Annotated in this window: 11 protein-coding genes and 1 tRNA gene; all 12 read right to left on the bottom strand. The window is 59.0% G+C overall.

The window, feature by feature from the left end; genetic code table 11:
* Positions 1 to 5: 5 nt before the first annotated feature.
* Entirely contained in the window at positions 6 to 1,094 is a 1,089-nt protein-coding gene (locus AAAV21_RS07340; RefSeq protein ID WP_349108486.1) for a nickel-dependent hydrogenase large subunit, read from the bottom strand.
* A 5-nt stretch (positions 1,095 to 1,099) separates the two neighbouring features.
* On the bottom strand, positions 1,100 to 1,801 hold the full coding sequence (locus AAAV21_RS07335; protein WP_349108484.1) for an NADH-quinone oxidoreductase subunit C: 702 nt from the start codon (positions 1,799 to 1,801) through the stop codon (positions 1,100 to 1,102).
* Entirely contained in the window at positions 1,801 to 2,400 is a 600-nt protein-coding gene (gene nuoB, locus AAAV21_RS07330; RefSeq protein ID WP_349108481.1) for an NADH-quinone oxidoreductase subunit NuoB, read from the bottom strand. The genes AAAV21_RS07335 and nuoB overlap by 1 nt, the downstream gene beginning before the upstream one ends.
* Positions 2,401 to 2,412: 12 nt before the next feature.
* Positions 2,413 to 5,295 (bottom strand): proton-conducting transporter membrane subunit, encoded by a 2,883-nt coding sequence (locus AAAV21_RS07325; RefSeq protein WP_349108478.1) that lies wholly within the window; start codon positions 5,293 to 5,295, stop codon positions 2,413 to 2,415.
* Positions 5,296 to 5,476: 181 nt separating this feature from the next.
* The gene (locus AAAV21_RS07320; RefSeq protein WP_349108476.1) at positions 5,477 to 5,872 is read right to left on the bottom strand and encodes a transposase; all 396 of its coding nucleotides are present in this window, start codon (positions 5,870 to 5,872) and stop codon (positions 5,477 to 5,479) included.
* A gap of 418 nt (positions 5,873 to 6,290) precedes the next feature.
* On the bottom strand, positions 6,291 to 17,054 hold the full coding sequence (locus tag AAAV21_RS07315) for a hypothetical protein (RefSeq protein WP_349108473.1): 10,764 nt from the start codon (positions 17,052 to 17,054) through the stop codon (positions 6,291 to 6,293).
* Positions 17,055 to 17,123: 69 nt separating this feature from the next.
* Positions 17,124 to 18,137, bottom strand: coding sequence for a hypothetical protein (locus tag AAAV21_RS07310; protein ID WP_349108471.1), 1,014 nt, complete (start codon positions 18,135 to 18,137; stop codon positions 17,124 to 17,126).
* Positions 18,138 to 18,161: 24 nt separating this feature from the next.
* Positions 18,162 to 18,965, bottom strand: coding sequence for a hypothetical protein (locus tag AAAV21_RS07305; protein WP_349108468.1), 804 nt, complete (start codon positions 18,963 to 18,965; stop codon positions 18,162 to 18,164).
* Positions 18,962 to 19,981 (bottom strand): hypothetical protein, encoded by a 1,020-nt coding sequence (locus AAAV21_RS07300; protein ID WP_349108465.1) that lies wholly within the window; start codon positions 19,979 to 19,981, stop codon positions 18,962 to 18,964. Before AAAV21_RS07300 ends, AAAV21_RS07305 begins: the two co-directional genes overlap by 4 nt.
* A 293-nt stretch (positions 19,982 to 20,274) precedes the next feature.
* On the bottom strand, positions 20,275 to 21,579 hold the full coding sequence (locus AAAV21_RS07295) for a DUF4143 domain-containing protein (RefSeq protein ID WP_349108462.1): 1,305 nt from the start codon (positions 21,577 to 21,579) through the stop codon (positions 20,275 to 20,277).
* A gap of 234 nt (positions 21,580 to 21,813) precedes the next feature.
* Entirely contained in the window at positions 21,814 to 23,844 is a 2,031-nt protein-coding gene (gene bilR, locus AAAV21_RS07290; protein WP_349108459.1) for a bilirubin reductase, long form, read from the bottom strand.
* A gap of 688 nt (positions 23,845 to 24,532) precedes the next feature.
* Positions 24,533 to 24,609 (bottom strand) — tRNA-Met (locus AAAV21_RS07285).
* Positions 24,610 to 24,805 lie beyond the last annotated feature (196 nt).

The following is a 24,805-nucleotide window of genomic DNA, read 5'->3' as shown; positions in this document are numbered from 1 at the left end:
CGCGCCTACCTTTCCGTACAGCTAATACAGGGGTCGATGGTCAGGATAATCATAGGCACGTTGGCAATGAGCACGCCCTGCAGCGCATGCGTCAGGCCCGCCAGATTTTGCGACGTCGGCGTGCGCACGCGGAAACGGTCCAGATTCTTGGTGCCGTTGCCGCGCACATAGTAATACGCCTCGCCGCGCGGCTGCTCAATCACAACCTCACCGCGCGCGCCGTCGGCCGGCGTGAGCTTGGTGCGCCCGCCGATACCGTCGTGTGGAATCTTGTCCACAAGCTCCTTGATGATGTCCATGGCCTGGGTGACCTCGGCACAACGCACCTGGCAGCGGGCATAGCAGTCGCCGTCGGTCGCCACGATGGGCTCAAACGCGACCAGATCCGCATAGGCACCGTCGCCAAACATGCGCACGTCGTAGTCCACGCCCGAGGCGCGCCCAAACGGGCCGACCATCGACAGATCCAGCGCGTCCTTCTTGCTGATCACGCCCACGCTATGCAGGCGCTCGCCGCAGCTGTCGTCATCCAAAAACGTATGCACCAGGGCCTCGTAGTCGGGGCGCATGGCTTCGAGCGTCTGGACAATACCCGCCAGCTCGGAGTCCTCAATGTCGTGCTTAAGGCCGCCGATCTCGTTAATCGACAGGATCACGCGACCACCGCAGGTGCTCTCGAAGATCTTGAGAATCTGCTCGCGCAGCGTCCACGAACGATAGAACAGCGCCTCGAAGCCAAAGGCATCGGCGAGCAGGCCCAGCCACAGCAGGTGCGAGTGGATGCGCGAAAGCTCATGCAGAATGGTGCGGATATACTGCACGCGGCCGGGTACCTCGATGTCGAGCATGCGCTCGCAAGCGCTGGCATAGCCATAGCTATGGCCCACGGCGCAGATGCCGCAGATGCGCTCGGCGATGTAGCCAAACTGGTGCATATCGCGCTTTTCCGTGAGCTTCTCGAGTCCGCGGTGTACAAAGCCAATCTGCGGAATTGCCTCGATGACGCGGTCGTCCTCGATCACCAGGTCCAGGTGAAGCGGCTCGGGCAGCACCGGGTGCTGCGGGCCAAACGGAATAACGGAGCGATGAGCCATGGACCTTACGCCTCCTTTTTCTGCTTGTCGCGGGCAGCCTTGGCGGCAAGCGCCGCGCGGACCTTGGCCGCTTTCTCGGGATCCATGGCGGCGAGCTTTGCCTCCATCTCAGCAGCCTTAAGCGCGGCCTTCGCAGCAGCCTCATCGTGCTGAGCATCGGAGCCGGCAGCCGCAGCGGGCTGAGCGACGACAGCGCCCGCGGCAGCCTCCCCCGCAGTGGCCGTGGCAGCGGCGGCCTTCTCGGCCGCGGCCTTGCGCGCCTTGGCCTCGGCGGCGGCGCGGACCTTCATGGCCTTCTCGCGGGCAGCTTTCACCTCGGGCGTGATAACGCTCATGGGCTCGGCCGTTGAGACCTGGTAGAAAAAGCCCTTAAAGTCAATCTGCATGTCGGTGATGGCAAGCCCAAATAGGTCGTGGGCCTCATTTTCAAACGGGAATACCGCCGGATAATACGAGCTGATGGACGGAATCTCCTGGTACCGGTCGATACCCTCGACCACCAGATTCTCAATCGCATAGTTTCCGTTCCGCGCGATCTGCTCTTGCGCAGCGCGGACGTTGATAAACGTATAGACCAGGCGATACGATCCGTCGTCCACACAGCGCTCGACATGCATCTGCACAAAGCGCGCGCCGGCACCCTTAAGCGCCTGGACATGCGACAGGAGCTCGTCGATCCCAACGGTGGTATAGATAGCCTTTTGCATTACTCGGTCTCCTTTGCAGCGGCGGGCGCGGCTGACCTGGTGGACACGTTGGCCTCGACGCCGTCACCGGCACCATCAGCCCCGGCCCCCGCGGCCACAAACCCGTCCTCGCCCAGCTCAACGCCACCGTCCCAGGCAGCGGCACCGCCCACGGTAAGTGGATCGCCGCCGGCGCGCATCACGGCCTCCTTCTGGTCCAGGATGCCGCACGCCTCCACGATGGCATCGATTACGGTCTCGGGGCGAATGGCGCATCCGGGCGCGTACACGTCCACAGGAATCGCGCGGTCCACGCCGCCGATCACGTTGTAGGCATCGCGGAACACGCCGCCCGAGCACGCGCAGATGCCGCAGGCCACCACGCACTTGGGCTCGAGCATCTGGTTGTAAATCTGGCGCACGACAGGCAAGTTCTGAGCGTTGACCGAGCCCGTCACCAAAAAGATGTCCGCATGCTTGGGGTTGCCGGTATTGACCACGCCAAAGCGCTCCGCATCGAACAGCGGCGTGAGCGAGGCCAGCACCTCGATATCGCATCCGTTGCAGCTCGAGCCGTCGTAATGAATAACCCACGGCGAGCGCGACATTTTATGATCCATAGATGCCGCCTCCTAAATAAACACGTCGACGAGGATGGGCATAAGGTTGAGCAGGCCAAACACCAGCGCCACGCCCCAGCCGAGCTTAAAGCAGCTGCGCCAGGTGCTACGGGCGAAGGTGTTGTCGATCAGCACCTCGACAAAGTACGTCGCGACCATCACGACCAGGGCTACGACCCAGCTCCCGGGGTTGTCCCAAACAAAGAACATGCCCACCCACATCAAAAACAGCACGGTCTCGCACCAGTGCATAAGGGTCATCTTGGCCAGCGTGCCGCCGCTCATCTCGGTGGCGACGCCCTGGACGATCTCCTGATGCGCGTGATGCGAATACGAAAGATCGAACGGCGACTTGCGCAGCTTGATGGTAAGCACCGCGAGCAGCGCGAGGAAAATGGGCGCGCTGTACACGATGATGGGGGCCGACTGCCCCGTCACGGCGATGGAGTCGAAGCTGTCGGTGGCAAGGTACAGGCCCACACTCATCAGCAGAACGGCGGGCTCGTAACTCATAACCTGCAGCAGCTCGCGGTCGGCACCGACCTGGGCAAACGGGCTTTGCGTCGAGGCGGACGCCAGCACCACAAAGATCGCGGCAAGCGTCACCATAAAGGCGCATAACAGCGTGTTGGAGCCCGACACAAAGATGCCGCCGCCCACCACGGTAAAGATGAGCGCGCATGCCATATAAGTATCGTCCATGGTGTTTACGCTGGCGGGAGCCTTGCGCAGCAGCTTGGCAACGTCGTAGAAGGGCTGCAGCAAGCGCGGGCCCACGCGGCCCTGCATGCGAGCCGAAAGTTTGCGGTCAACGCCGTCGATCAGGCCGCCCACAAGCGGCGCAATCAAGGCAAACGCCACGGTGCCAATAAAAATGCCCACGACGCCCGAGCCTTCAAAATACTTGCCGCGCAGCACCGAGGGCGCACTCATGGCGAGTCTCTCGGGCCCAATCCACGCGCAGCACAGCAGCGCAAACAGGATGATGGCACAGCAAACAACACTACCCGCGGGGCCAATACGCTTCTCGCCAAGGGCGTCCTCCGAGTACCAATTGCGCTTTTCGGCCTTCACCTCGCGTCCCATCGAGCCGCGGAAATGACGGTAATTGTCGGTTCCCACACCCGAAAGATATACGTTGACGTGCGGTTTGTTGCTCACGCGGAATGAAGTCAGCAGCACCACGGCGATAAACGCCACGATGACCACCATCAGATACATGGCGTCCTTGCCAATAACGTACGGCACGCGGCCAAACACCATGGCGAGGTAGGGCGACACCAGACCGCTCGAGATAACCGGGAACGCCACGCAGCACAGAATCAGCAGCGCGGCGATGGTGTTGAGCGCCATCCATTCGGTCTTATGGACATTGACCTCAACGTTTTGAGCCGTGGGATCGACGCCCGAAAGCTTAGCAAGCCACTTGCCCCAGAAGTAAAACGTCGCGGCCGAGCCAAAGGCAAGCACCATGATCATGAGCACGTTGCCGGTCTGCGCAAATGCCACCAGGGCGCCCCACTTGGACACGAGCATGCCAAACGGCGCCACAAACATGCCCATGATGCCCAGCATCATCAGGCGCGTCAGGTGCGGCATGCGGCTGAACATGCCATCCATGTCCTCGATATCGCGGCTGCCGATATGATGCTCGGCCGTGCCCACGCACAGGAACAGCAGCGACTTTGCCACCGTGTGGAACAGGATCAGGAAGATGGCGGCCCACACGGCCTCGGGCGCGCCGACACCCAAGCAGGCGCTGATGAGGCCCAAGTTGGAAATGGTGGAGTACGCGAGCACGCGTTTGGCATTGCTCTGCGAGATGGCCATGAGGGCAGCGAGCAAAAACGTGATGGCGCCCACACTCGTGACCATAAAGCCGGTCACGGGATAGATGGCATAGAGTGGGCTCAGCTTGACCATCAGAAACACGCCGGCTTTGACCATGGTTGACGAGTGCAGCAGGGCGCTCGTGGGAGTGGGTGCAACCATGGCACCCAACAGCCAAGTGTGGAACGGCATCTGTGCGGCCTTGGTGAGTGCGGCGAGCGACAGCAGAATGACCGGCATCACCAGCAGCGCGGACTGCGCGGTTCCGGTGCCGGAAAGCTCGATCATGCCCGAGATGGTCAGTGGCATGCCGTTAACGTGCAGGTACATGAGTCCGACCAAAAACGCGATGCCGCCCAGCATGTTGAGGATGATTTGGGTAAAGGCGTTCTTGATGGCCTCGGGCGTGCGCGTGTAGCCAATCATAAGGAACGAGCACACGGTGGTGATTTCCCAGCCGCAGAACAGCCACTCAAGGTTGTCGCTTATCACGATGACGAACATGGCCGAGAGGAACAGGAACATGAGCGCCAAGAACTGCGGGCGACGGTCGGGCGCGGTTTGCCCACGCAGCGCGGCCTCGTGCTCGTCGTGGGCCTGGAAGTCCTTCATGTAGCCCAGGGCATACACGCAGATAAGGCTGCCGACAATGCCAACGGCGAGGACCATGATCACGCTCATGTAATCCAGGTAGAGCGGCGTCGCCGTGACGGCTTCGGCCGCGGGCAGCGTCATGGCTGCAAAGACGAGCGAGCCCACCAGCTGGACTATGCCGAGCACCGTGGTGAGCGCGTTCCTATATTTGTACGCGTTGTACAGGATGACGGCACACAGGATGACGTCGATGACGGAGCTGATGACGGAGAGCACGTGCGAGGTGCCGGGGGCAACCTCAAAGCTCTGCGGACCCGTTCCAAAAAACATGACGGCGACTACAACTGTCACCACCATAATGATGCCGGAGCCTATGAGCCCCACTGCATCGCGGGCGCGGTCACCTCGCGCGAGCAGCATGCCCAGCGCCGGTACCAGCGGAAACAGGGTAAGGAAATACAGTAGCGTCATACCATCACTCCCCCATGCAAAAACGCTGCAATTGTTTAACGTTATAGCTCAGTTGAGGAGTAGCGGCGGCAGGTTTTCGGCCAACTGGGGAGTTTTAGACGTACGGGGTAAGGAGTCTGTCCGCATTGGAGTAGAGGGGCGGCAAGAAAAATGCGCCCCTGTGGGCGCACCATCCCGTTTGCTATTCCGCCTTTTTAACGCGCGGCTTGCGACCGCGCGGCTTATCGACCAGCGCAGATTCACCGCTCTCGCGATACTGGCGGCACCAGGCCTTAACCGAAGACTCGCTGGGAATCCCGTGCTTGATCATGGCCTCGCGAACCGTCAGACCGTTTTCCAAACGGTCCTTAACCACGGCGAGCTTTACGTCGAACGAATAGGTGTGATGACGAGCACCTGCATTGAGCACGGCGTCGGCACCGCCCACGGCATATGCGCGGGCCCACTGACGAGCCGTGGCCTGGGGAATGCCAAGCTTTGCGGCGAGGGCGCGATGACCGACCCCCTCTTGGAGGGTCTCGACGGCGCGCTGCCTAACCTCGGGCGCATGCGTGCGAGTCCTAGTTGCTTCCGACATACCTGCCACTTCTTAGCCTTAACCGTTAATCTGCTTTCTTACGTGCTTGTTAGATAGTAGCATTTTGCTGTTTGCGCGTAACAGTTAATTGAAAATTGCAGCGGTGGCATCTGGGCATTTGCCATTCATTTGCAACAGTTCTTTAGGTTTTATTTACGCAGCTAGTTGGCTCGCGGCCCATTGACGGTGTTTTACCAACCAGATTGGTATCTTTTTGTTTGGCTGGTATGCTTTGTGTAATTATTAACCCCTCTTCAGCCCGCATCTAACATGTCAACTTTCCACTTACTTTCCAGCTTTCCACCTTAGGTGGAAAGCTGAGTGGAAAGTTGGAAAGTTGGTGGGTAGCTGGGGCAGCAGCAGGCCAGGCGAACAAGAAAAAAGGGCGGCAACCGGGTGGTTGCCGCCCCTCGCGTGGCTAGTTGGTTTTCGTCTCATGGGGAATGCCCTTGGTGTTGATGCGCGCCAGCGTGTACGTCACGTAGTCGGAGTGCGAATAGCCATCAAGGTTGCTAGCGTTGACCGGTGTGTCGTTGACAACGTTGCCGGTCATAATATTGGCCGTAAGCACCAAGCGGTAGTTGGCATAAGTTTGGCGCTTGCCCTCAACATCCGTGTTCACCTTAACGCGGAAAGCATGCTCAAAGGCAAGGCTGTTGCCGTCGCGCGTGGCGAACGCGCCGCCAGTCCCCTTGCCATCAGTAAATACGTAATTCTTGCCATCGGCGCTCAAAGAGCCGTTAGCCAACTTGTCGCTACCGAGCACCGTAATGTAATTTTTGATACCGCTGACCTGAGCATACGAGCCATCATCCTGGCGCTGCTGCAAGCTCAACGTATACGTTACCGTATCGGCACTGGAAATCATTGCCTCGGCACCCGTGAGCTTGGACAAATCATACGTTCCCACCAGAGCGATTTCGCCGTCGGCGGACTTGAGGTCATCGATGTTGATACCCAGCTGCGACTTCTTTGAAGCCTCGAGCGCAATAGTCGAGGAGCCCACGTCCATGCGGTAGTATCCAGCTTTGCCGTCGATGTATGCCGAGTTGCTACTGGTGCTGAGCGTTTCGTCATTCGTAGAGAGGTACGCACGATAGTTGGGCTTTGTGTACCTATCTGTGCCGCCATTCTGCGAAGCGATAATACCGGCCTGGCACGCGGGCTCCGTCATGGTGAGACTCGCCTTCATGGTGATGGTGAACTCGCTGCCATGGTTCTTAGCGATTTCGCGAATGCCGGAAAGATCAATTGCCCCAAGACCCGCGTCGGCCAGCGTCAATTTCATGTCCGTACCGTCCGCGGTCCATACACCCGTAGCGGCGCAATGATCTTCAGCGGTGGCCTCCCCCCATGTCCACTTCGTCTTGCCGTTCACGGTTGAGGCATGCGGGGCGTAGTACTTGCCCCCCACTGTCACGTAGAACGAATACGTGCCCTGGGTTCCAGTCGGGTAGCCATGCGCGCCCGCAGCACTGCCGTTCTTCCCGCAGTTCACGAGCGAAGAATCCAGCTGGTAGTACAGCGCGTCGGAGCTTGTGTATTGCTGGTTCGGGTCGAACTTCACGGTGTCGCTTACCTTCATGGTAAGCGGATAGGTGACATCGTGAAGCTGCATCTGTTTGATGCCGCCCTCGTTGTCATCGATGAGGCCGTGCGTGTAGTTGGATGTCACGCTGTAAGTCGAGGCCGTATTCTGGTGCCCATCCTCGGCAGCCTTGTCGTCGGCTGCTTTCTTGCCTCGCAGCAGGTAGTTGATGTGCTCGTTGAGGCTCGTGTCCACCGCGGTGGCGGTGTAGCCGTTGACGCCCGCGGACCCCGCCGGCGTGCGCACCACCAAGTAGAAGTTCTCACTCTTGGGCTCTTCCTTATCAACGGAGAGGGTATAGAACGTGCCCGTCGCGTCGGAAGAAGTGCGCGCGCGGTAGTACGCACCGCCGACCTTGGCGCCGGCCGCCTTCTCGAGCTCGACCTGGCTCTTGCCTTCGACCTCGGCATCGGTGAGCTTGACCCAGGCACCGTCTTTGTCCTCCTTGGCCTTCACGCCCACGGTTTCACTCAGCCACGGCTCGACGTAGGCCTTCTTGCTAGCGTCCACAAACTCGGTGAGTTTGACCGACACCGCTCCGCCCGCGCCCACCGTGCAGTGGTATTCACGGTTGTTATGAGCAGTGTCCACGAGTGTGAGCTGCGTGCCCTCGGGCAGCGTGGCGCCAAAGGTGATGCTTTTGTTGAGCGGGCCCATGGAGCCGCCGGCTTCGAGCAGCGTGTTCCAGCCGTAAGCGACTGGCTCGCCCCGGGCGCTGCCATAGGTCCAGGTAAGGTAACCGGTCATGGTGTCGCCGCTGCTCACAAGCACGTGATTGTCGTATTTTGTCGCATAGTCGGCAGCCTTGAAGTTCGCACCTTCGGAGTAGGTGGCGGTAAAGTCGATCTCGAGCATGCGCTTAACGATGATGGGCACCTGCACGCGGTAGATCTGGCCGGCCTCGCTAAAAGTGACCGTGAGCAGCGTGAAGCGGCCCCGCTCGTTGTCCCAGTCGGTACTCGCGCGGAAAGCCATGGAGCTCGTGCCGTTGTTGAGCACCTTGAGCGTGGGCGCTTGCGAGGCGGTTGCGTCCTTGACGAAGGCGCCGTTATCGGCAAGATTGAAGACCTCAGCGGTGGCGGTCACGTGCTTGGCGCTGCCGTTGAGGCGGCGGGCATCGGAAAAGCCGCCGTTAGTCACGATGTTCAGATACTTCTCGACCGTCGTCGTGTCGTTGCCGGAAATCATGAGTACAGGGAAGTCGGTTGCGGCCTTCTTGCCCGAAGTAACATTGTTGGTGTTGAAAGTGCTCTTTGAGCTGTCCGCGCTATAGGTGCTCGTGTTTTGGTACGCGCCGGCATCATTGATGCCGGCGATGTTGGTGTAGGTGTAGCGGCCGGGAACGCGGGCACCCGCTTGGCTTTGGATGGTCGTCGCGGTGTCAATGGCGGCGCCGTCGCCAAACAGGTAGCGGTCGGTGGTGTCGCCGTCAGAGGCACGCACCGCCAGCGTGCTCACGGGCCTCGTGGTCACGTACGGACTCGTTGCCGTGGTAGCAGTATCGCCTGCGCCGTAAAGCGTTTTGTTCTCGTTGGGCGCGGCAGCCGTGCCGTTGTAGTCGCCGAAGGCAATATTAGTTTTCTCGTTAACAGCAGCCGTATTCGTATTGGTCGTGTAAACCATCGGCGGCAGGTCGCTCGTGGTCTTGCCACTACCGGGCTTTACTTCCACGCCCGCTGCGGAGAGGCTGTACTTACCATCCCCCGTGTCAACCTCGCCCAAGAGTACGCCCTGGGTTTTGCCCGCATTGTAGCTATTGCTGTCCATGAGCACGTTTACCAGATGGAACTGGCCGCGCCCGTCGCCCATAATGCCGCCGTTGGACCTTTCGCTAAACGTAGTGTTGGATACCTTTGTGTTGGTGACGTCGATGACGACGGATCCGCTGTTCTTCGCGTTATTCGCGCCCAACAAACCGCCACTCCAGCTGCCCTTAATCGCAGCACCCTCGATCTCAATGTTGTTGCAGTCTATATTCACATTGCTGTAGAAGAAGCCGATAAGCCCTCCCGAGCATTTGCCGGTGCCGGCAATGCTGACATTCTTGACATTGCAGTCGTCGAACCAGTACTTGTTGAGGCTACCGCTACTCGTAACCTCACCAATCAGGCCGCCCGCATTGTAGATGCTATTGTTCGTTCCGGTCTCATCGCCGATGACGGCGTTCTCGGTGCCGACTCTGCCATCAATGCGCACGTTGCTCATAGAAATAACGCCGCCACGGGCGCGTCCGACCACGCCGCCGGCGCCCATATGGTCATCGGAGTTCGACCCGGTGGCTAGCACGTTTACCCCAGAGATGACTGCCGTGCACGACGACTGGGCCGCTGTGGTGGTGCCGATGTTGGTGTTGACCGAGATATCGCTTCTTTCGACATAGCCGAGCACGCCGCCCACGTAGGGCACTGTCCCTGTGGCAGTTATGGTCGAGTTTTTGCCAACGGTCCTTTCACTCACCCCTGTGTCTGCGGTTGTCCACACGCCGCACGCCGAGGCGACCGTACCCACATAGCCACCGACATTCTTCTCGCCCGTGACGTTAAGGCCAGTGTATGAGCAGTCATAGAGATACGCGGGGCCCCACCCGTCCCCGAACTCGACCATATAGGTTCTGTCTTCACTCGTAGTTCGTCTGGCGCGGCCCGAGCTGCCAAGAAGCCCTCCTACGCTCTTTGCGCCCGACACGGTGCAGTTCTTCATCTGCACGTTGCGGTAGATGCCGCACGTGCCGTCGTCGTAGTTGGCCGTTGCACCCGCCAAAAGGCCGGCACCGGTAAGGTCGTTCGGCGCCTCTCCTGGTTTGGCTTCGCCGTTGGTGTCGATATAGGTGAGCGCTACGTTGCAGTTGCTAAAGGTGAGGTCTTTGACCTGCGCGCCGTCGTTCGCGGTGACGCTCTGCCCCACATTGGTGGAGGTGAACATCACGGTGCTGAATAGACCACCCACGCCCGAGACCTTATAGTCGTCGTCGACGTATTCGACGACGCCGTAGGCGGTGCCTTCGGTACCCACCGTGATGGTGGCGCCGTTACCGTCGATCGTGGCTACGTGCGGCGTAATACGGTCGCGGTCGGTGCCCGGCTGGTTCGAATTGCAAGCATTGGAATAGTAGCGGCCGTTTAGGCCCACGTACCCCGTGCCGTAGTCGGTCATATCGTAGGTGCTATTTTCTTTGAACTCCAGGCTCATGCCGATCGATTTTGATGCACACACGTAGCCCGTTTCGTAGCTGGCAGCGTAGGACGCCACCAGGTAGGGCGAATTCACATCGTCGTCATGGTCGAGCGGACCGTGCCACCCCTGCTTGCCGGGGGCCTTCTGATCGTCGTTTTTGGCGATTTCGAAATCGCCGGCAGCACTCTCAGGCTTGCCCACATTTGCGTAGCTAGCATTCCGTACCTTGCCATATTCCTTATTGCCAAACAGGTAGCCGCATATCGCCGGGTCTTGCGAATCGCTGCCCCAGTAAGCCTTGGAACCGCGAAACACGCCATTATTGGAGTAGTTGGTATGTGCCGCGCCAGCACCCGCACCCGAGCTGATGATGGCCGAGAGCACCAAAAGGCCCTGGGCGTTTTCGACCGTGGTCACGGGCGCCTCGGCGTTAGTGCCGATGTACTTATTGTCGGTGCCCGTGGTGGTGACACAGGGGGTTTCCTTGTTTATGAGCTCGTTGATTTTGTAGTTGGCGTCACCGTTATCGACGTTGCAGCCCTCGCTAAAGGCATAGCCGTCGATCACGCGGCCAACGTAAGGGTTATCGTACTGGTCATACTTTGCGGCATCTTCCTCAATGGGCTTGTACTTTTTGTTCTTTGTACCACCACGCCACGAGGTGCCCGTGTTGCGGAAAATCACGCCGCCACCCGCAATAGCGCCAACGTAGCCGCCAATGGGAACAAGATGCGATCTGCTGACATCGGGGTTGCTGACATCGGGGTTGCTGACAACGGTAAAGCCGTACGCTGTCGAACCGTTATTTGGATTGTTTACGACCACGCCATCAATAATGTTATCGCCGCCAAGAATGCAGCCGATAACGCCGCCGAAAAACGCCGTCGGGACGCCGTCCGCATCCTTCTCAGAATAAGTAATAGTCGCGTGCGCATTCACATAGTTGATGTTGAGATTGCGCACCACGCTGCCATAACTATAGGGAATGAGGCCGCGAAGCGAACCCTCGTTATTCTCTATCTTGATGGTTGCCTTTTTATCACCTTTAGGGTTGCCAACGATGACGCCACGGAACGGGTTGGCTTTGTTGCCAAAACCGCCAAACGATGCACCGTCGAGGGTGATCGTATTACCCCCGGTAGGTTCAATACTGTAGTACGCGCTTTGGATATAGCGGTGCATCATCTCGTCGGAAAGCGTGGCCGAAGGATCAGTGGTGTCGCCGGTCTTCTTTTCCCACTTCTTCCCAGTGTCTTTCGCCTGCTTATAGACGTACGTAACCTCATTGTCGGTTTTATTGTCGCCGCGGCGAGTACAGAGCGCACTCTGGTTGGCGGCAATGGTGACCTCCCAACCGTCGAGCGCAGTTTGGTTGTTGATGTAGTTGGCGATGGCGTTCATCTCCGTCGCGTCTTTAACGGCATACGGATCGCCATATGTGCCGCATCCCTCTACCAGCTTTGGAATGCGCTGGTTGACTTTAATTTCATGATATTGGACGCCGCTCTCGGTGGCCTTTCCCTTATAAACATAAGGAAGATAGCCACCAAACCAAGGCCTGACGTCACCGTCCTTCTTACCATCAACCGTCACATAGCCGATAACGGCGCCATACGTCGCTTCGTCGTAATACCAAAGCTGCTTGCCCGGGTACTCCGTACTCCCATCAATCTCGGATCCGTAGGTCACCTTGCCTGCATCGGCATCAGCCTTAGTAAAGGTGTAGTCCGCAGAACCCGTGCTCGTGCTTCCGTAGCCAAAACTCTCCAGCAGGCTCGCATGGGTGAAGATCGTATTGTTCTTTTGGCTGGGCAAGCTGATTTGCTCAAACTTCGCCGTCACCTGATCGGCCTCACTGCCTACACCAAGCTTTCCGAACAGCGACGTAGCCGCCTTGGTGCCACTCGTGTACCCAGTAGTCTTGATATTCTTCGCGTTCAGGCTCACGTACTTCTGCATCTCGTTGATGAGCAGAGGCATATAGGCGTTAGCGTCCGTGGCGCTGTTGGCGCCGTCGACAATCAGATTGTTGAGCGTAAGACCATCAATTGAGATCTTTCTAATCTTGGTGCCATTGCCGTCGCTGGACCCACATACGTAGCGGCACACGAGCGCGCCCGATGAGCTTCCGCCCGCGCCAATAGCGTCAGTAGAGCTCTTTCCGTCATTGATAACGGGCCCAACGGTACCACCCAAAGTGACGTTGCTTACTGTGAGATCGCCGTCTGCCACCGTTTGAAAAAGACCGCAGTGCATGTTCTCGTGCTGGGTGGCATCGGAGTTTAGTTTGTTGCCATTCTGCTCGGCCTTGATCTTGGAGTAGTAGAAGGTGATGGCCGCATTATTAACCGTCACCTCTCCGATCGGTTGAGTGGGATAGTAGCTGTAGCCGGCCAAATCGATTGTGCCGGTTATGGTTATGGAACCATCAAGCCCTGTCGTACCATCGGGAACGATTGTCGAACGAATACCGGCGGGAGCATAGCAGAAAGCAGACCATAAGAGCAGCTTGTCCGCCGTATTGATTTGGCCACCGCTAAAGCCGCCTTCACAATTCTTAGAGGCTATGTCGAGGTTGTAGAAGTAGCGGGTATTGCCGTTCGTATTCTGGCTTCGACCGAAAGACGAGCGATTATGGTAGCTGTTGTCTTTTGTGGAATCGCCGTCCATGTCCAGCTTGTTTTTCTGTGTGTGTAGCGAAACGACCGTGTTCCAGTCGGCGTCCATGAGCTTGCTGCCTTTGTTTGGTTGTACACCGCTGCCAACCCATTCGTCAAAGGACTCTACGCTCGACGCGTTAATGGCTTCGCTGCCGCTGGGCACCCTGTAGGCGGTACCCCAATAAGCCCTGTCTTCCAGGTACAGGCCTATATAGTTTTCGACGCCATATGCCGTCTTATTATCCACCTTGCAGCCACGACAAACTAGAACGCCGAGCGTCTTGGCAACGTCCGCGTTAATGGTTACGCCCGAAAGGTCGATGGCGTAGTCATTGATGATCCAGTGGCCGCTAGCAGCGTATACAAGACCGCCGAGCTCAGTAGAGCCATCCGCAGTCACGGTCGTGTTGTCGGAAGTTTTGAGGGCATAGGTGTCGGCGCTGGTGTTTACCTTGTCTTTGCCAATGGTAACGATAGTGTTGCCCCAGCTGTAGCCCAAAAGGCCACCAGCGCCATTCAACTTGTCGCCATTCTTGCCCACGGTCATTTTGAATCCATTTAAGCTAAGACCAGTAATAGTAACGGACTTCTTATTCGATCCCTGCGCAATGGAGCCGATAAGGCCGCCGGCCTGCACGACCTTGTCTTTCGCCGCGTTGCCGACGTTGAGCGTGCCGCCGACGGTGAGCTTGGTAACGTTAATGGTGGTGGCGCTGTCGTTGACCCAGCCGATCGCGCCGCCGATGGTTGCGCCGCTCTTGAGCTCGCTGGTTTCGCCGCGCTTGAGCTCTTTCGGGAACGTGATGGTCGCCTTGGCGGCGGAGGCGGTGTTGCCGTTGGCCTCGAACGCCACCGTTGCAGTGCCCATCACGGAGCCGGCAATGCCACCCACGTTGGCAGCGTTAGCAAATGTCTGGTCACAGGTAATCGCAGCTTGGGCGGTAGCACCCTTAAACGTCGCATTGCCCGTTATGTTCGCGGCAAACGATCCTGCGTGGACCTCGACACCATTGTCAAAGCGCAGGCTTCCTTTAACGGTCACGTTGCTGATGGAGGCGCCGGTGCCCAGCATGGCAAACAGGCCCTGGCGACCATGGCGATAGATCTTGCCGTTGCCCGCACTCGCGTCATTACCGTCGAGAGCAATGTCCCCGCGCATGCCGTAGGGCTCGCCCACGGACAAGCTTATGATGTGGCCACCGCCATCGAGTGAGCCGGTAAATCCGTGCCCGCTCTCATTAACGCCACCGAAGTCAATGGGGGCTCGGTCTTTAGTGAGTCCGGTGAGGCCCGTTCCCGAAAGGTTGATGTCGCTGGAAAGATTGATGCTTGCCGAAGGAATCTGGCTGGTGAAGTTGTCGTTTGCGACACCGTTCACGACAGGGAAGTATCCACTCGTTTGCCAAGTGATCGCCAGCTTCGCAAAATCGTCGGCGTCTGCCAGCGTAAACGCACCGTCGGTTTTTGTGAGGTTCGAGGCAAAGTGCCACTGGTGCGATTCGTCGATAGTGATGAGGTTTTCGCTCAGTCCGCCGCCCAGGCGAATGACCTGGCCATAGCTGTACACGTCATCGATATTGACCGGGTTGCCGGGACGCTTATACTGCCATTTCGTCGTTTCGCCCATTTTGACGCCCGCATCGCTTCCGCTGCCGGCGGCAAAAATCAGCGAGTTAAAGTTCTCGTAGACCAGCTGCGCGGTGTGGTCGTTTTCCGCGAATCTGGCGTCCGACAGGTCGGTGATACCGCTGAACTTGACGACGCCGAGCCACGACGACCCAACGACTCCGGCAAAGCCGCCGTTTGTGCCGCCGATGGTAGCGCCGCTGGCGGTTTTGACCTTCAGGCCACGCACTTCTAGAACGTTGTTTGTGCCCACGACACCCACGGCGCCGCCGTACTTGCCATTATTACTGGCGTAGCCCGAGGTTGCACACGTCACCGTTACATCGCCGATGACCACGGCGGACACGTTGTCGCTCCCGCCGCCTTCACCAAGGTAGCCTACCAGGCCGCCCGCATACGCGAGCTTGCCGTTAGAGCCCACGCCAAACGACACCTCAGCGCCACCCTTCACCGTGAACGCGTGCAGTGCGTCACCGTATTTCTGGCCCCACAGCTTGCCCACCAAGCCGCCGTAGTTCCCGCGCACGCCGTTGTTGTTGCTGTTGTCCGCGCCGTTTTGCAGCGTGCTTTTATACAATCCGCCGTTTACGGTCACATCGCCGTTCGAGATGTCGAGCACGCCGAACAGGCCACCGACAGAGGGGGCGGCGGTCGTGTTGGCCACACTGAGCGCCACGCCCTCGCCAAAATCGAAGGTGCCATTCTCGATAGTGAAATCGCTGGCAAACGAGGCGTCACCGATAAGGCCGCCGGCATACGTACCGGCTGATGACGACCCAACCGAGTGCGCTGGCTTGATACTGATATCCTTGCCCGAGGCATCTTTTCCGCTGTTGTCCGTATCTACGGCAAGCGTAAGCCTGGTCGCCTTACCGATAAGGCCGCCCGCCGCATTATTACCCGCGACGCTCAGTGCCGAAACATCGACATTCGAAGCAAGGGTGACGGCAGCCCCCTCGCCTGCCTCGCCAATAAGGCCGCCGGCATTGGCACCAGCGCCCGTAGCATCGATGGTGGGGGTGCCGTTGAAGCTCTTCGGCAGGCCATTCAGCCCCGCGATCGTAAGAGATGCGCCTGCAGTAAGGGTGTTCGCGAGTAGGCCCAGATTGCCCGTGGACGATTGCATGCCAATCGCCAGGGGGCTATTCGCGCTTGTCGAATACGTGGCGTCAAGCGTGAGCTCGCCCGTAACCTCACCCACGAGCGGCGAAGTGAGCTTGACGACGCTCGTATCGCCGCTCTCGGGCTTGTCTACGGTAATGGCAGCGCTGAGCGTCTTGCCCGCGCCCGTGACCTTTGCGGCCACGATGGGCTGAGCATCGGTGCCCTTCCAGGTGAGCTTTACGGTGCCGTTGTTATCGTTGAGCTCGATGTTGTTGAAGAGCGTCTTGCTGGCGGTAAGGGACCTGCCGCCCAGGTCGAGCGTACCCTTGAAGGGGTAGGCATCGCTGCCGAACCCCTGGAACGCGAGATTGCCCAGGTCGCCCACGGCCTGCGCGCTGCACACGTCGAAATCGACGCCGCTCAAGCCGGTCTTGGAGATGCTCGCGTTCTGGTAGATGGCGGGGTCGGTGTTGGAGATGGCGATAAGGTCGGCGTTGGATCCGAAGGTGATGGCCGTGACCTCGCCAGCGTCGTTCACGGTGACCTTGCCGTCGACCAGCGCGTCATCAAGCTCACCAGCGGTCTTGATGGCGGGGTCGGTGCTAGCCTGCGCAGCCGCATCTGTGTCCGCGTCATCCGCCTGATCTTCGTCGGCGGCGCCCTCATCGGCAGCCGCATCGTCTTGGGATGCGTCGCCCTCCGTTGGGGTATCGCCGTTAGTGGTTCCATCGGTCGTGGAGTCCTGCGATTCGCCAGCGTTGGTAGAACCGTCGCCGCCCTCGGTGGCGCCCGCGTCGGCGCCCGGAGTCGTCGCGGCATCATCAGATGCAGCCTGGTCAGTATCTTGCAGCGCGGTAGCCACAGCATCCTGTACGGAGCGCGCCGTGTTGCCCGCGGCGCGCGCGGCGGAGACGGACGCCTCCATAACGGCGTCGAGCTCTTGCGCGAACACCTCTGTGGAAGGCGCGAGCGCCTGGAAAATCATGATCGCAGTCAGGCATGCGGTTGTTATGCGCTTTGCCGTTCTCATCTGGTCCTACCTCGTTCTATCTCATGCCCCGCATGGGGTCTCAAAATCTATGCTTGCGGATCGCTTCGGCTAGTTCTGTGCGGCCGAACACGTAACGCCAATGGCTTCCCAGCTGGTCGGCTTCGAATCGCCCTTCCGGTAAAAGGTGATGATTTCCGAGCCAGGAGATGCATCGTATGTGATCGAGTTGCCGCTGACGGCTGCTTGCCCATTACCGTTCTTGTGATTCGCCTCAAAGAACGGATCGAGCTCGACCCCGTCCCCCCACGTGAGCTTTACCTTAGTCGTAACGCCCGTAACCGTCACGCGATAGTTGTAGGCATCAAAAGCGTTGATGCCCAAGTTCTTATCGGTATCCGAGTTCTTGTCGACCCACTCGCCCGAAACGCCCGAAGCCGTCACCTCTGCACGTTCGGAAGGCGCAATCTTGGCGGCGAGCCATTTAAGGTTGGTGCCAGGGCTATTGGAGCCGACCCGGGCTTTAACGGTGAAGGATGCTTTGTTGAGGTCCGCCTTGGAAAACGTAACCTTATAGGTATACATGGTTGCCTTGTTGGCAGGGAAGGAAAGGTCGACCGTGCCGCCCGCCGCCAGCGTGGGCTTACCGTTAACACTCCAAGTGCCCGTCGTTCCCGTCGCCTCCACGCTCAGCGTCGCGTTAACGTCCTTGTCGTTGACCTTGTTCTTGTCGCCCAGCAGATGGTTGTAAATGCGAAAGGTAAAAGAGCAGTTTTCCCCACTCGTGTCGGCGATGACGCTTCGGACGGCAATACCCTCGTCATTCAGCGTCTCATTCGTGTAGCCCGTAAGCATGTCCGAGGCAAACAGCGCCTGCGACGTGCCCGAGACAGCGACCGACTTAAGAAAGTCACCCGCCAAAAAGGCCGTGTAGGTAAGGTAGGTACCCGCCACAATCGCGACGGCGCATAGCAGCACCGCAACCGCCCATAGACGCTTGCGCACTTTAGAAGTAGGGGTCGCCGACTCCGCGCAGCAAGACTCTGCCTTAGAATCATCAACCTGTGCAAAGTGCTTGCCAGCAGGCCTTGCGATTTCATTTTGCTCTTTCTTGTCTTTTCGCATCTGGCACCCCTCCCTTCCTACTTATTAGTTATTAGTGCCGCTCATGCCGCGAGCAATTAGGTAGACCATGTCGGTCTCTTTGACGTTGGAGACCGTCTTTCCGTTTACGGTCACAACACCCGGATTCCACGTGCACTCGATGATGAAGTTCGTGGCGGCGTTGGCCGTGTTGCCATTCCAGCCATCGAGCCCACTCCCCGCGAACTTTTGATACCGATACAGCGGACGGGCGTTTTTCTGGACTTTCGCGTACGAGCCGTACGTCGGGTCGTTTGCCTCAAGCTCTTTAGCCAACGCACTTGTCCTGTCCGCGGAGTTGATAAAATGGAACTCAATCGGGGCGCCCTTCTTGCTCCACGAATACGGCTGATTGAGCCCGTCGAGGCCGACCACAGTGCCGCTCGTATTACTCGGATCGTTGACCGTTACTCGGTAGACGTTGATCGTCAGCCCCGTGATATTCGTTGTGTTGGCAACCTGCAGCTCAAACGCTTGACCGCCGGCAGCGGGATCGCCATTGTCGCTCTGCACACAAAACGCGCGACGAACGGTCACGGTACCGTTGGAGTTTTTCACATCACCGCGCGACTCGTCATACGAAATCTCGATGGGCTCAATGCTTGTCTGGTTGGGACCCATGATCTTGAGCTGCGCGGGCGTTTGAATCTTGCCCACCGTAGACAGACTTTTGCTGCCCACAAACCACGAGAGCGATAAGCCGATGATAAGAGCGATTGCCGCCAGCAATATCAGGACCGCAAGGGCCTGTGCGCGGTGGCTTTCTATCCAATTGCGGGCATCGCCGAGGCGCGTTTGCATGGTGCTCATGAGCTCACGCCCTCCTGAGCGCTAATTCTAAGTTGGATGTATTTGACCTTATTGCCGATCTGCTCGTCGGCATTGTTGTACAGCGCCGAGCAGATGGCGGTGTCGCTGAAGGACATGTCAGCCGAAACCGCAGGAGCGTTGGAGGCTTCCACACTACTTGCCGTGCCGTAAAAGTAGTTCGCTTTATGCGCGTTCATATCTGCCTGCAGAGCGCCGTAGTCAGACTTTGCGTCGCCCGCCGCCGCAAACAGATTCTTGTAGTAATTCGTATTGCCGGTAAGGATGAAGTTCTGGAAGTACTCCGGCCACACCCAGTACAGATTGATGGTGACGGGCTGGTTCGTTGGCTTGGTCATATCGCCGTTTTCGCAAAATTCGCTCTTGCGAATCTCGATCTTGCTATCAACCACGCAGCCCGAGCAATACCCGTTCTGGTCGCAGCTCGTAAAGAACAGCAAGTGGCCTTTGATCAAGCCAAGGAGCGCCTCCGCCTCGGGCGCCAGCGTTCCTCCGTCCCCAACAACGCCAACAATGTTCGTGACCTTAAGCACGCGCGACAAGTTGATCGTGACCCCGTCCAGGTCATCCACCAGCGGCTTCACCGTAAATGTAATCTTGCCGCGAGCACCCGGGTACAGAGAGCCCGCGGTCTCGTTGTTCAGGTTGGAGCCGAGCGTTACCGTCATGGCGTCGGTCGTATCGAGCTTCGCAATGTTTTGCTTTTCGGCGTCCGTGCGCTCGTAATAGCCCACGTGTGCGCCGGACTCACCCTCGCCCGCGGCGGTCAGCGTGTACCGATCCGCCTTCGCCGCGATCGTGCTCCCGGTGGCGCTCACTCGGTTATTCGCGGCAAACCAGGCCAGGCACGCAAAGATGGCAACGATGGCGGCCAGCACAAACAGACCGCTCACCAGGAAATCCTTCCAGAAATCCTTGAGGGTCCGCACGTGCTCGTCGGCAGCTTGACGGTACTCGGCCGCCGTCTTGTGCTGCTGGAGCTCGCTATGTCGGTCCATGCCACTCATCGCTTACGTTTGCCCTGCTTGCGGGCTTGCCATCCTTTTCCGCTCGGTCGCGTTTATCCGTTGTTCGCAGGTAGAGAATTCAGGCAGAATACAACACCGTACGATAAGGTAAAAGAATAGCATTGACCTGCGGTTCGCTCCACAACGCAAGCCTTAATGATGTCTTAAAAGTCAAACCCTTGGTGCAAGCGGTCAGGTTACTTCGCGCCAACATGGTGCAAACAAACCTGACCCCCTTGCACCAATCCGCAGCACCGGGCAGCGGACACACGGCGTGCCGCCCCTTAACACCCCAACGCGCGCACGGGTATCACGTAGATACCGTCCTCGACCTCGCGGGCGTACTCACCCACCCCCACAATCACGGCCATAAACTCCGGTTCGCGTGTGCGTGAACGAGGATTTCCACAGACCTTCTTGCGAACGCGCCTGAGGCTCTCAACGCCGGCGCTCACTTTATCTTCACTTACCTTAATCTCAAAGGCGGCCCACCGTCCGTCGGCTAGCTGCACGATAGCATCGCACTCAAGGCCCGAATCGTCGCGATAATAGCGCACGGGCGTGCTATCCAGCAGGTCGAGCGAACGTGCGTAGACCGAAAGGTCGCGTATGACCAAATTCTCAAACACCAGACCAAATGTCTGCCAGTCGGCAAGCAGCGCCTGCGAGGACATACCTAGCAAGGCGCAAGCAAGGCTCGGATCTGCCAGATAGCGCTTGGGCTTGACGGTAAAGCGCCGTTTGTCGCGCGCGGCGGGAACCCAACCGGGGACCTCCTCGAGAATGAACATGCCTTTGAGGGCATCCAGGTACCTGCGCACCTTGGTCTCATCGGCAAACGCTGCGGGTTCCTCCTCGGCACCGAACATATCCATAAGAATCGTTTTATACGTGGTTGCCTGTCCCAGATTGCGCGCGATCGATGCGGAGACTCGACGAGCAATATCGAGGTCGAGACCGACCGCCGGGAAGCTGCTCGAAAACGTGGTGTTGAGATATTCGCGGGCGATGAGCTGGGCGTCAGCCGAAACCATATCGATCGCCTCGGGCCAGCCGCCGCGGCAAGCGGCTTCGACAAGCCCCGGTGTATCGCCATCGCACCGGCAGGGCTCAAAACGATGCTCAAACAAGCCCGCCAGGCTCACCTTGCCGTTGGACTCACCTGTCTCGGCAAGCGTCATGGGGTGCATGCGGACGCGGCCGATGCGGCCAGCTCCACTATGCGCGGGCGCCTCCGCCTTTGAGCCAAACGCGGGCGTGGCGGAACCCGTGAGGATATAGGCGCCGCGCGTACCCCGGGTGCGGTCAACCTCGTGTCTAACGTAGTCCCAAATCTGGGGAACGCGCTGCCACTCATCGATAATATGCGGACGGTCTCCCAGCAACATCATCGCTGGGTCGGCACGCGCGAGGTCGAGATTCTCGTCGACATACGAGGCGGACGCCCCGTGCTCGAGCGCGGCCCACGTCTTGCCGCACCACTTGGTGCCCGCAATCTCGACCGCGCCAAAGACACGAAGGTAGCGCTCGATTTTCGCATCCACGATACGTGGGATGTATCCGTCCCGATGTGGCCTCTCACCTGCCATGAGCCACCTCCGCAGATTTCCAGTTCCTGCTTTCTGATTCTTCTATACCACTGTAGCAAATTCGGATTTTCGGGTGGTTGCGATTCGGATTTTCGTGTTCATATAATTCGGATTTTCTGGTGCATGAGATTCGGATTTTCTGAACCCGCTGGTCAGAGGCACTCTTATCGACAAAAAGGCGGGGAGCACCGATACGTCACTCCCCGCCCACTCAATACGCGATAGTTTTCTTGCTTAGAGCTCGTTGGCCGCGTGATACGCCGTGCGAATGGCGCTCGCGATGTCGGCGGTGCGCTCGCCCGAGCAGTCACCCACGTAGGTCACGGGTACCGTCACGCCGTCCAGGTCAAACGCGTTGGCCTTGGAGCCCACGGCCATCACCACGTAATCGCAGGCGATCTTCACCGGCTCCTCGGCGCCGTCCTCGGTGGTGCGAATGGCCTCCACGCCCTCGTCGGTAATGGCGGTCAGGCGGGTCTTCACGTGCTGCTCCACGTTGTGCTCTGCAAAGTCGCTCATGATCAGCGGCAGAATGGTCTCGGACTCGCCCGCGGCAATCTTGTCGAGCATCTCCACGATCGCCACCTCGCAGCCGTGCTGCAGCAGGTACTCGGCAGTCTCGGTGCCCACCAGGCCACCGCCAATGACGGCGACGCGGTCGCTGAGCTCCACCTTGCCGGCCAGCACGTCCCAGCTCGAGACGACCTTCTCCGAGTCGGCACCCGGAACGGGGATGACCACGTCGTGCGCGCCCACGGCCACAATCGCGGCGTCGGCGGCGTTGAGGTCCTCAGCGGTAGCGGCATGGTTGAGCTCAACCTTCACGCCCAGGCCGGGCAGAATCTTCTCGTAATACTCGACCGAGCGCATGATCTCGTCCTTGCGCGGAGGCGCGGCCGCCAGCACAATCTGGCCGCCCAGATGATCGCTCGCCTCGTAGACGGTCACGTCGTAGCCGCGCTTGGCCGCCACGCGCGCGGCCTCCAGGCCGGCAATACCGCCGCCCACCACGGCGATCTTCTTGTCGCCCTCGCCCGGCTTGATGGCGATGGTCGCCTCGTCGCCGTTCTCGGCATTAAGCACGCACGAGATGTACTTGCGGTTTTGAATCGCGTCGACACAGCCCTTATTGCAGTTGAGGCACTCGCGAATGGGCTCGCCCGTGGCGGCCTTCAGCGCAATGTCGGGGTCGCACATGAGCGAGCGGCCATAGGCGACGATGTCGGCCGCGCCGTCTTCCAGAATCTTCTCGCCGGCCTCGACCGAGACCACGCGGCCGACGGTTGCCACCGGCACGGAGACCAGGGCCTTGACGCGCTCGGCCACGGGTAGCGTCCAGTTGTAGGGCATGGCGCCCATGGGCGGAATGGTGTCGCCCATGTTGCCGGTGTGATTTGCCTGTGCCACCTGAATCATGTCGATGCCCGCACCCTCGAGCAGCTTGGCAAATTCGCAGGCCTCGTCGGGCTGCAGGCCGCCCTTGCCGCGCGGCGTGCCGTCGGGGTTCTCCATGATCACGGGGAGCTTGTACTCCACCATCAGCTGCGGCGCGGCCTCCTTAATGGCAGCGACGACCTCCAGCGCATAGCGGACGCGGTTCTCGAACGAGCCGCCGTACTCGTCGGTGCGCTGGTTGAGGATGGCCGAGCACAGCGAACCCACCAGGCGGTCGCCGTGGACCTCGATGGCATCGATCCCGGCCTGCTGCGCGCGAGCGGCCGAGGCGGCGATAGCCTCCTTAATCTGGGTGAGCTGCTCTACACTCGCCTCGTTCACAAAGTGCTGCATGTCGTGGTGCAGCTTGGCGTATGCCTGCTTGCGGATCTCGTTGGACTCGGCCATCTTGGCGGCAAAGGTCTCCTCGTCACCGGCGGCCTTGGCTTCCTGCGCGGCCTTGGCGGCGGCCATGGATCCCATGACCATGCGGCCGACGCCGGGCACGTCGTACTCGGGGTGGAACAGCTGCAGCGCGACCTTGGCACCGTGCTTGTGGACGGCGTCGGCCAGCGCCTTAAACGTGGGGATCTGGGCGTCGGTCGCCAGCTTGGGCGTGGGGCTTGCGGTCATAACGGGAGCGACGTCGCCGATGACGATGTAGCTCACGCCGCCACGGGCCAGGCGCTCGTAAAAAGCCAGGCTGCGCTCGCCAATGGAGCCGTCGCGCTCCTCGTAGCCGGTGGTCAGCGGCGGGAACATAATGCGGTTCTTGAGCTCAAGGGGGCCAACCGTAATGGGCTGGAGCAGTTTGGATGCAGGTGCGGTCATGGACATTCCTCTCTTGTAGGCGCGGCGGCGATGGTGCCGCGTAGTTGTCTAGAGGATATGGCATGGGGGTACGGCGGCACAACGAAAATCGGCGAATATCAGGTGACGGCAGGTGGATGGGGCGGGACGGCCCGTCGGTTTGTCTCAATCTGTAACAGTTACTCGGCAAAAACCGGGTCTTACTGTTACAGATCAAGACAAACGGGAGCGGTCCGTCGGAAAATCTCGATCTGTAACACTTACAGACCAAAAACGACCCTAGATATTACAAATCGAGACGAACAAATTCGGTCCGACCAAACATCTCAATCTGTAACATCTAGGCCCACTTTTGGCCCCTACCCGTTACAGATCGGGACAACGGGAACCGTCCCAACAAAATGTCTCGATCTGTAACATCCATCGGCCAAAAACGACCCCAGGTGTTACAGATCAAGACAAACCAAACCCGCCTGCTAGAAAATCTCAATCTGTAACAACAACTCGGCAAAATCCGTCCCTCGTGTTACAGATTTAGACAAACAAAGATCGTCCTGCCGAAACATCTCGATCTGTAACACCTAGCCGCCCAAATCGGGTCCAGATGTTACAGATCGAGATTTTGTTTGGGAAGTTGAGAACTGGGTCGATAACATTGATCCGCAATAACAAAAAAACTCGCCGGCTAGGCCGACGAGCTGCAAGTTCTTGGTCGCGGGGGCAGGATTTGAACCTACGACCTCCGGGTTATGAGCCCGGCGAGCTACCAGACTGCTCCACCCCGCAATGTCTGGGCGCCTCATGTGCGCAAGAAAGAATATTACGCGGGAGTTCGGTAAACGGCAAGGAAAATCTCGTAGAGCATAATTCCTTCATATTTAAACCCCTCAGCCCATATCACTGTAACCGAATCGCAGCCGAGCGCCGTCGACGGCGCGTATACAATGGTGCGCGTCCTTTTACACCGACACTGGGAGTAGAC

It is taken from the genome of Collinsella sp. CLA-AA-H302 (assembly GCF_040093305.1).
Lineage (GTDB): Bacteria > Actinomycetota > Coriobacteriia > Coriobacteriales > Coriobacteriaceae > Collinsella.
The sequence above is the reverse complement of the archived record's forward strand: the minus strand, read 5'-3'. Positions and strand labels throughout refer to the sequence as shown.